Source organism: Acidisphaera sp. S103 (assembly GCF_009765975.1).
Classification (GTDB): Bacteria; Pseudomonadota; Alphaproteobacteria; order Acetobacterales; family Acetobacteraceae; genus Rhodopila.
In genome coordinates, this window is the sequence record NZ_LMUJ01000052.1 from 1 (window position 1) to 8,853 (window position 8,853).

Annotated in this window: 7 protein-coding genes and 3 pseudogenes; 7 read left to right on the top strand and 3 right to left on the bottom strand. The window is 61.1% G+C overall.

Annotated elements, in window-relative coordinates:
• Nucleotides 1-96: 96 nt before the first annotated feature.
• Nucleotides 97-1,079, bottom strand: a pseudogene (locus GSQ89_RS16220) (IS3 family transposase); the annotation flags it as partial.
• A 271-nt stretch (nt 1,080-1,350) separates the two neighbouring features.
• Between GSQ89_RS16220 and GSQ89_RS16225 the strand changes: the two are divergent.
• Nucleotides 1,351-2,328, top strand: a complete 978-nt coding sequence (locus tag GSQ89_RS16225) for a metallophosphoesterase (RefSeq protein ID WP_158927033.1) — start codon at nt 1,351-1,353, stop codon at nt 2,326-2,328.
• A 423-nt stretch (nt 2,329-2,751) separates the two neighbouring features.
• Here the strand turns inward: GSQ89_RS16225 and GSQ89_RS16230 are convergent.
• Nucleotides 2,752-2,901 (bottom strand): annotated as a pseudogene (locus GSQ89_RS16230) (transposase domain-containing protein); the annotation flags it as partial.
• A 360-nt stretch (nt 2,902-3,261) separates the two neighbouring features.
• On the opposite strand from GSQ89_RS16230, the gene GSQ89_RS40130 reads away from it, so the two are divergent.
• Together GSQ89_RS40130 and GSQ89_RS16240 are read left to right on the top strand one after the other, a co-directional pair.
• Nucleotides 3,262-3,567, top strand: coding sequence for an SOS response-associated peptidase family protein (locus GSQ89_RS40130; RefSeq protein WP_158927035.1), 306 nt, complete (start codon nt 3,262-3,264; stop codon nt 3,565-3,567).
• Nucleotides 3,568-4,131: 564 nt separating this feature from the next.
• Nucleotides 4,132-5,316 carry a Fic family protein gene (locus GSQ89_RS16240; protein WP_216856203.1) on the top strand — a complete coding sequence of 395 codons (1,185 nt, stop codon included), beginning with the start codon at nt 4,132-4,134 and terminating at the stop codon, nt 5,314-5,316.
• 52 nt (nt 5,317-5,368) lie between these two features.
• Here GSQ89_RS16240 and GSQ89_RS16245 read toward each other — a convergent pair whose 3' ends face one another.
• Complete coding sequence (locus GSQ89_RS16245; protein ID WP_158927037.1) at nt 5,369-6,280, bottom strand: hypothetical protein; 912 nt, start codon at nt 6,278-6,280, stop codon at nt 5,369-5,371.
• Nucleotides 6,281-6,973: 693 nt separating this feature from the next.
• On the opposite strand from GSQ89_RS16245, the gene GSQ89_RS16250 reads away from it, so the two are divergent.
• The 4 genes and pseudogenes from GSQ89_RS16250 to GSQ89_RS40140 form a co-directional block, all read left to right on the top strand.
• Nucleotides 6,974-7,705: a hypothetical protein gene (locus GSQ89_RS16250; RefSeq protein ID WP_158927039.1), complete on the top strand. Its 732-nt coding sequence runs from the start codon at nt 6,974-6,976 to the stop codon at nt 7,703-7,705.
• A 36-nt stretch (nt 7,706-7,741) separates the two neighbouring features.
• Nucleotides 7,742-7,921, top strand: a pseudogene (locus GSQ89_RS40135) (WGR domain-containing protein); the annotation flags it as partial.
• 101 nt (nt 7,922-8,022) lie between these two features.
• A complete protein-coding gene (locus GSQ89_RS39240) occupies nt 8,023-8,418 on the top strand; it encodes a hypothetical protein (RefSeq protein ID WP_254073238.1) in 396 nt (131 codons plus the stop codon).
• A 99-nt stretch (nt 8,419-8,517) separates the two neighbouring features.
• Nucleotides 8,518-8,853, top strand: a 336-nt coding sequence (locus tag GSQ89_RS40140; RefSeq protein ID WP_174254885.1) for a transposase family protein, incomplete at its 3' end; no start/stop codon positions are given.

Consider the following 8,853-nt stretch of genomic DNA (forward strand, 5'->3'; position numbering starts at 1 on the left):
TGAAGCCTGCCCCTGCAGGCCGACTTCGGGGGCCGACCCCCATCTCCGGTAAAGCTCCGCTTCGTCTCAAGCCGAGGCGAAACGTTCACAGCACACGACCTCTTCGTACTTCACCGAGCGCCATAGACGCTCGACAAAGACATTGTCGCGCCACGAACCGCGACCGTCCATACTGATCGCGATCCCGTTCTCCAGCAGCAGGCCGGTGAATGCGGCGCTGGTGAACTGCGAACCCTGATCGGTATTGAAAATGGTCCGCTTGCCGTGCCTGGCCAGTGCCTCCTCAACTGCCTCCAGGCAGAAATCGACCTCCATGGTAATCGAAACCCGCCAAGCCAGAACACGCCGGCTGAACCAGTCCACGACCGCTGCGAGATAGACAAAACCATGGGCCATCGGAATGTAGGTGATGTCCATGCACCAAACCTGGTTCGGTCGATCGACCGCAAGGCGACGCAGCAGATACGGATAAATCTTGTGTCCTGGACATGGCTTTGACGTGTTCGGCCGACGATACAGCGCCTCGATGCACATCCGCCGCATCATTGTCCGCACCATCTCACGGCCGATGCTGACGCCCTCGCCGCGCAACAGATCACGCAACATCCGGCTGCCCGCGAATGGGTAGTCCAGATGCAGCGCGTCGATCCGGCGCATGATCACCAGCTCAGCCTCCGGTACAGGCTGCGCTTCGTAGTAAAGGCTGCTCCGGCTGAGCCGCAGCAGCGCCGCCTGCCGAACCAGCGGCAGGTCATGGGTCCGGTCAATCATCGCTTTGCGCTCAGCAGGCCGGCTTTGGTGAGCGCACCGGACAAAAAATCGTTCTCCAACGTCAGCTCCCCGATCTTGGCGTGGAGCGTCTTCACGTCGATGGCCGGGGCCGCGTCGGACGCCGCGCCGGCGGAGCCAAAAAGGCCCGAGGCGGCCTCAACCAAATGGGCCTTCCAGGCCGTGATCTGGTTCGGGTGCACATCATATTGCTGAGCCAATTCAGCCAGCGTCTTCTCACCCTTGAGGGCGGCCAGCGCCACTTTGGCCTTGAAAGCCGAGGCGTGGGTCCGCCGTGTTCGCTTTGTCATTCTTGCTCCTGATCCGCGGCACCATCGCCGCTTTCAGGCAGAATTTCCACCTATCGGTCTGTCCGAATTTGCCCGACCACCTCTCACTTCTGTCGGCGGAGAATGTTATCCAACGTGATAAGGTCCTCTCGCGAGAAATGTGTGTCGCCCCGTCCGTTCAGGCAAACCGATACCGGCGGCAAAAATTGGCGAACCAAGCAAATTTGCTTTTTCGTCGAGGACAGTTTTGCCCCAACATGGGCGGACGATCCGCTTTTAGCGACATGGGGACATGGTGGGCACTCTGAACTTGCCGGAACTGGAACAGTCGGCCCAAGACAGTGATCCACTGACGTGGCTCAAGGGCAGGCTCGGCCCTCTTTACGCTCTGACGAGGCTCCAGAAGGAAGCACTTCTGGAAGCACACCGCAGTCGATCGCGGCTCCGGCAACTGACCTCACTTTATCGGGTACTCGACCTCGCGGTTCCGTCGGCCCTTCGGATGACCGGCATGATGCGGTGGGGCCAGCGCAATGCCCGCGCCATCCGGGTCACCAAAAACGAGGTGTTTCTGGCCAACCTTCCGGTGACATTCGACGGCTTCACCATTCTGCATCTGGCGGACCTGCACGCCGACATCAGCGAGGCTGTGATAGCGGCTCTTCCTGAGGTGATCGGGCACCTCGAGTATGACGTCTGCGTTTTCACCGGCGACTTCCGGGGAAAGGTCTACGGCCCCCATGCCCGGTCCGAAGAACTCGTTGTCGCGTTGATGTCGGCCATTCGGCAGCCGACTTTCGGCGTTCTGGGGAATCACGATACCGCGCTGCTGATACGGGGGCTGGAGCGCGCTGGTATTATTATGCTGATGAACGAGAATGTGCCAATCGTCCGTGGCAACGACAGGATCTGGATCGCTGGCGTCGACGATCCCCATCACTATCGCATGGATGACCTCGCGGCGGCGCTGGACGGCATTCCCGACGACGACTTGGTGGTTCTCCTGTCGCACAGCACCGATGGATACGAATGTGCGGCTGACGGTGAAATCGAACTTATGCTGTGCGGCCATACGCACGGTGGCCAGATCTGCCTGCCTGGCGGCCTGCCTGTCATGACTAGTTCGAGACATCCTCGACAGCTTGCAGCCGGTCCGTGGCGTATGGGGAGAATGGCGGGCTACACCTCACGGGGCGTTGGCACCAGCGTCGTCGAGGCGCGCTTCAACTGCGCCCCTGAGGTGGTCCTGCACACGCTTCGCCGGACTTAGGTAGCAGCCCAAAGGCGCGACGAGCCGCTGGCGCTTTTCGTGATGCCGTCGACGTCGCTCTTCGTCCCCGGTGTTTCCCGGTCACATTGGATCGTCGAGTTGATCGGCTGCCGCGCCAGCGAAAGGCGGGTCGCGAGCCATCTTCCTCATTGAATCCTACGCCGCGTGGCAACGAAGCGTCAGGTGCGCTTCGCAACAACCGCTGACTGCCTGGGGATCGAGAGGCTAGACTAGCGCACCACTGCACCTTTTGCTTCCCGTGCATCACGGAGACACAGTAGATGACCGTAACTTTTGCCCATTCCCGCGCGACAGAGCTGCCCATAAAGATTCCTGCCATCGGGCTCGATCTTTACGTCCGGCTGCCCCCTATCATGGTAAGCGTATGGCCTCGAGCGCAGCCTGGATTGTTGACCGTTTCGCTCAGGCAGCGCGCCGTTGATCAAGTCTGTGCCGGATACCCACGACGTTCCAGGGTAGCAGTTCGTGCACGCGGTTCACCGGATGGCTGGCGATCCGTTCGAGGACGTAACGCAGATACGCCTCCGGATCGAGCCCGTGCAGTTTCGCGGATTATGCCGCCCGCCGAACTATGCCGAACGGGCTCGTTTTCCCCAGAAACGGCTGTGACCTGGATATGATTGGCTCGGCATAGTTCGTCCTGTGCCCCCGCTTTCAATAGCGGAGAACGGGAAGATGGAATGCGAAGAGTATTTGCGCAGAAGCCGGCTGTTCCGGCGTCTTAGGAGCGGACCGCAGGGTCAGCTTGTCGAGCGCTACGCGGCACGTCTCGTGGAAGACGGCCTCGTTCGCCATGTTGCGCTGCCCCGACTGACTGATTCGAGACCCACAACCCGCATCCACGAGTAAGAATCTCCATCACTGACAAATCAGCCTCGAGCCGGGCAAGCTTTTTGTGACACAGTAAGACTAGTGCCTGAGTCACATTTTATCGAGCTCACCGGCTCGAAATCACCGAAATCGAAATGGAAGTTCACCAAGCGCGAGGAAGACTGGTTCTGCTTCGCCGGTCTGAGGCGTCCGATGCCGGACGGCGTGGGAGATGCGTTCACACTGCCGACGACGGAACAAGGCCCGGACGCTGCTCCCATCCACAACCGGCAAGTTGTCGCGCTTGAGCGCGCCAATTGGGAGGCGTGGCCTTGCCTGGAGCGGCCGAAGGCGGAGCTACTGCGCCCGCTTCCGACTGGAAGCTTTACGGTTGAGTTCCCCACATGAGCTCCCGAGGTTGATCGGGGCCCACCGGGCCGGCGGCGCACAATTTTCAGCTCGTGCCGGTAGCAGCGATCGAAATTCAGATGGCGTGACCCCTTTGCAGCCACTACACTAATAATGTAATTCATGCTGGGCTCCACGTGTGAAGGTTTTTCAGCCGCCATGAACGAAACTCCGCAGGCCGAGGAACCGCCCGGTGCAGTCGGGGACCAGTTTCATCTGCCGGATCGCGTGCCGTCGGTGATGGGACAACTGGTGCCGGCCGGCGCGCGGCCACTCGGTTATGCGGCACTTGCCGCTGCCTATGGTTTGGACGTGCCAGCCCCGGACCTCATTTTCGCGACCGGTGAGCGCCACACCCTACGAACCGAAGGGCCGTGGTCAATATTGACACCACGTTATAGGCCCGCCGACACCCTGGTGGCCCATCTCGCTTTCGCACTCCGCCACGAAGCGGTGGATCTGGGCCTGCTTGCCGCACTGTTTCGCCGGCCGGCGGCTGGTACCTCGATCGCCGACTGGGTTCGCCGGCAGCCAACGGGCAAGCACCCTCGGCGCGCCTGGTTCTTGTTCGAATGGCTGACCGGGGAGCGCCTGGATTTGCCGCCGGCCCCCAAGGTGGCCGCCGCGGACGCTATCGACCCGGAGCGCCAGTTCGTGGTCTCCGGCGAAATCCTCCCGCGCTACCGAGTCCGCGATAATCTGCCCGGCACGCCGCAATTCTGCCCCCTGGTTCGTCTGTCCCCGGATTTGACCACCATGCTGGCGAGCGACCTCGCCGAAGAAGCGCGCGCCGTCGTCCGGCGCACCGCGCCTGACTTGATGGCGCGCGCCGCGGCTTTCCTGCTGCTGCAGGACAGCAAGGCGTCCTATGTCATCGAGGGCGAGCGTCCTCCGCAGGATCGTATCCAGCGCTGGGGGCAGGCGGTTGGCGAGGCGGGCCGGACAGCGATCAGCGAAGACGAGTTCCTTCGCCTGCAACGTCTGGTCATCGGCCGCGACACCCGTTTCCTGCGCCTTGGCTGGCGTGTTCAAGGCGGCTTCGTCGGGCATCGTGACCGCGATACGAACGCGCCGTTGCCCGACCATGTCAGCGCCAAGCCGGAGGATCTCCGAGCCCTGATGGGCGGCCTGATGGAATTCGCTGAGCGGAGCGAAGCTGGTGGATTGGACCCGATCGTGTCGGCTTCATGCCTCGCCTTCGGCTTCGTGTTCGTCCACCCCTTCGAGGACGGCAATGGACGCATCCATCGTTGGCTCCTGCACCACGTGCTCGCGCGGCGCGGGTTCAACCCGGCAGGCGTCAACTTCCCGGTCTCGGCTATTTTTCTGGAACGGATCGAGGCCTACCGCGCGACCCTTGAACATTTTTCGCGTCCTCGCCTTGCGCTGACGGAATGGGAGACGACGCCGGATCTCAATGTTCGGGTTTTGAACGAGACACGCGACATGTTCCGTTTCTTCGATGCGACGCACCAGACCGAATTTCTGAGCGCCGCTGTATTGCAAACTGTGCGGGACACTTTGCCGCGCGAGATCGAATACCTTCGGCGCTACGATTTGGCCAAGGACCGCATCCAGAATTTCCTTGAGATGCCAGAGCACAAATTCGATCTGATGATGGGATTCCTACGCCAGAACGGAGGACATTTCTCGAAGCGAGCGCGGGAAAAGGAGTTCGGCGCGCTGACCGATGACGAGGCGTCAGCCATCGAAAACATCTACGCCGATCTCCTTCATGATCACGGCTGACGTCAGGCGGGACGCTGAATCCGGCATGAGTAGACAGGAATGATGCACGGCCTCAAGCTCGGATGCTTTCGTCGGGTTTGACACGCCTTCTTGGAGGCGGCCCGCATCTTTCCAGAATACGCTTCCAACCATTGCGCGCACCGACGGCTTCATGGAGCGTGGCCAAATATTCATCGACATCGACTCTGTCGTCAGGGGGTATCCAATCAGCCTTGATCTCCGCGAGCAGGGCCTTCCGCGATGTCGGCGTGCTGCCAAGTGCGGCGATGCAGCCATAGGCTTCGCAGGCATTGGCGAACAACTCGCGCTTCCGATAATCGATCTCGAGCAGCCACTCGCGACCGCGGATTGTCGGGAGGCCGATCATCGCGCGTTTGCAGTTGTGGAAAACATGTGCAGCCTCATGCACCACGAAATCGTCAAGGCGATTTTCGGATAGAAAATACGTCATTGAGACGTAGCACGTCGTCTCCTCGCTCAGCCCGACCAGTTCCGGCGCTTCCTTTGAAAGTGGCTCGCCGCCGCAACTTAGCAGATAGAGGTTGGCCAGGTCCCATGCTGTCGAGGCAAATGATGTTTTCATAATCACGGATGCAATGTTGTCCGGCGTCAGAAAGACAATCGAACGGCTGAACATCTCCATCAGAACGGCTTGCTCGTCAGCCGGAAAGAGACCCCGCACCATTGGCGCGATTTTCTCTTCCGCGAGCGCGGCCACGTTCAGATCAACCAATTGCTCAGGAATCTTCGCGTGAGTCGTGCGCCTTATGACCTCCGCGATGAGCGCATTCCGTGTGGCCTGCTTGCCGTTGCACCCGCACGCAATGATGCTGTCGCCGGGCCAGGCAAGATGGAGCATGTCGCTCTTGCCGGTGCGCAGGTAGCGCGCAATTTCATCTTGCGGAGAATTCAAAAGGTGCTTCCTGCGTAAAAATAAATCGCGACTCGGGACATAGCCGAACATTGTTGACGGCCCGGCTCTGGCCCATGTGCTGGCCGGTCATCGACGGCAGTTCATTATGCAGTCGTACGATGCCCATCACTGCCCACAATGCGACCAAGACGAATCTAATTCCTTTTCGCTGGCAGGCAAAGTCGAGACGATGCGATTCATCAGCGTCTCCCGGCATATCCGGGACGACAAGGAAACTGTGCGGCTGGACCGGCGGGGGGCAAAGCGCCGACCATGATGTCGGTCCGGAGCCATCGGGGCGTGCGGATGTTCGTAGTGCTGAAGGCGGCGAGGGTCGCCTCATGCTCCGTCAGCCGACCAGAGGGCGCAGGGGAGGGACTAGCCGCGACCATCTTGGATGCCCGAAGAGATGCTGGAGACGCGCCGTGCATGCCTGAATGTTGCCTCCGCGACTGCCCAACGGTCCAGATGCCGCTGGCCGGTCGACGGGGCAATATGTGGCTTCGAATTGAGAAATAAAAATTGTGATCGGCCATTGATCAAAACACCCGCGGATTTTCGTTGATTTTCGAAAATTGCCGATTCCCTCGCGATTCGTTGTGTGTGTAGAATCGGCTTATGCAGCAGGCACGGCATCGAACGCCCTGGCGAAGGAATTTTCTCAGCGCATTGGAGCGATTGGCGCAGGCCGGCGCGCGGCTGCCCTTTGGCGTGCCAGACGCAGTGCTATGTGGTGGCTCCGCGGTGGAACTGTATACCGGCGGCCTGTGGCCGGCAGTGGATCTCGAAGTGTTCGGATCCGACGCACGGCTGCTGACCTCTGAGCTGTTTGCTGTTGGATTTCGCTGGTCTGACCGTCCGCGGCATGCCGGGCGGGGTCTGTGGCATCCTGACCTAGAGATCGGGATAGACATCATCGAAGCCCGTGCGGTACCCAGCGTCGCCGACCACTCAAACACGCTCCTCACGGTTCTAGATCTCGACCCATCAGGACCAACGGATGCGGCCTCGTTGAAGGTTGTTGGCATTGAGGATCTGATCGCTCAGCAGGTCAGATGCTGGCTTCGGGACGGGGCACCCTCGGGAGCGCTGGCTGCACAGGTTCAGGCGCTGGTGGGGCTCGGCCAGGCCGGTGTCGGAGGGCCGTTTGGCGCGAGTTATCTGCAGCGCCGGCTCGCTCGAGAGACCAACGGAGAAGTCGTCGTCGAGATGCCGCGGTCGGAAGAGGGCAGGGGGCCGATGCAGGGACGACGAACGATGGGCCTGAGCGAGATGCAAACGCGGATCGGTCTCTGGCATGACCACTGCGGGCTTTCGTCTGACCCGGTGTACTCGCAGGACCTGACCACGCCGGCGGACGGGTTGGCCCGGTCAGTTTGTGACCATAACGACCTAGCGAGGCGAGAAGGGCGATTTGAACTGCCGTCTGCGGTGATCGTGCCCTTCGATAGCGGCCTCTTTCTCATCCCCAGGTAGCCGCGAACGACAACCGCATCACGGGACAGGGCGTCGATGACATCTCTCTGCATCAAGTTGGAGGCCCGGTCGGCGCCACATCGTTGTCATCGCGCCTATGAGATTGCCGTGAGCGCGGATCCGTTCGGCGCCTGGCTGGTGGAAATGAGCTTCGGCCGGATCGGCACGTTCGGCCGCACCAAGGCACGATCGTTTGCGACGGCGGATGACGCGGTGGTCGAGGTGAAGTCCTGCCGGTTCTGTCAGCATTCGCGCCACGGTCCCTTTTCGATCGTGCCTGGTGTGGTTAAAGGGCCGCGGAGAGGGAGGCCGGATAGATGGACTGCGTCGGGTGCGGGTCGGCGGCCGTTTCGGAACGGAGCGAGCGCACCGCTCATGGTTACCGCCGGTTCCGCTGTCGCGCTTGCGGCAAGCAGTTCAACGAGCGAAGTGCTGGCTCTCTGAACCGGTCGCAGTACCCCAGCGACGTCATCGCCCTCGTGGTGCTCTGGCGCTTGCGCTATAAGCTTGCCCTGCGTGATTTGCCTAAGATGTTCCTGATCCGCGGCATCGTGTTCAGCCACGAGGCGGTTCGCGACTGGGAAGCCAAGCTCATGCCGGCGTTGGCTGAAAATCTACGGCGCCGCCGACGCGGCAAGGCGGGCCAGAGTTGGTATGTCGACGAGAGTGTGCCGCGAACGCACGACCAGCAATGGGAGTGCGGAGCTGGATAGAAGAGGGTCTTCCTCAATTGGTGTGGAGGCTTCGAGCTTGATGGACCGAGATGGCAGCCTGGGGCTGGACCGCTGTTAAGACCGGTGAGTTGATACCCCATGAAAGCAAAAACTGACTGGCTTCCGGGCCTTGGCATACGGGTTGTCGAGACCGAACGGCAGAGCTCCGGCTGGATTGTTTCCGGCACCACCACAGCCACATCGGGTTGCTGCCCAAGATGCGCCAGTGCGTCGACATCGTATCACGGCTCGAAGATCCGGGTGTTGCAGGATCTTCCGGTTCAAGGCTCGCCAGTCTCGCTCAGGCTCCGGCAGGTACGGTGGCGATGCCGCAATCCACGCTGCAGCCAGAAAACCTTCGTCAACCCTTTGTCGCAGAGCGCGCCTCGGTTCGCGCGGCGGACACGCCGCGTCACCGATTTGGCGCTTCTGCTG

Bases quoted from the DNA above. Each gene is read 5' to 3' on its own strand.
- GSQ89_RS16225 (WP_158927033.1), top strand. From the start codon at position 1,351: ATGGTGGGCACTCTGAACTTGCCGGAACTGGAACAGTCGGCCCAAGAC.
- GSQ89_RS16245 (WP_158927037.1), bottom strand. From the start codon at position 6,280: ATGTTCGGCTATGTCCCGAGTCGCGATTTATTTTTACGCAGGAAGCAC.
- GSQ89_RS39240 (WP_254073238.1), top strand. From the start codon at position 8,023: ATGGACTGCGTCGGGTGCGGGTCGGCGGCCGTTTCGGAACGGAGCGAG.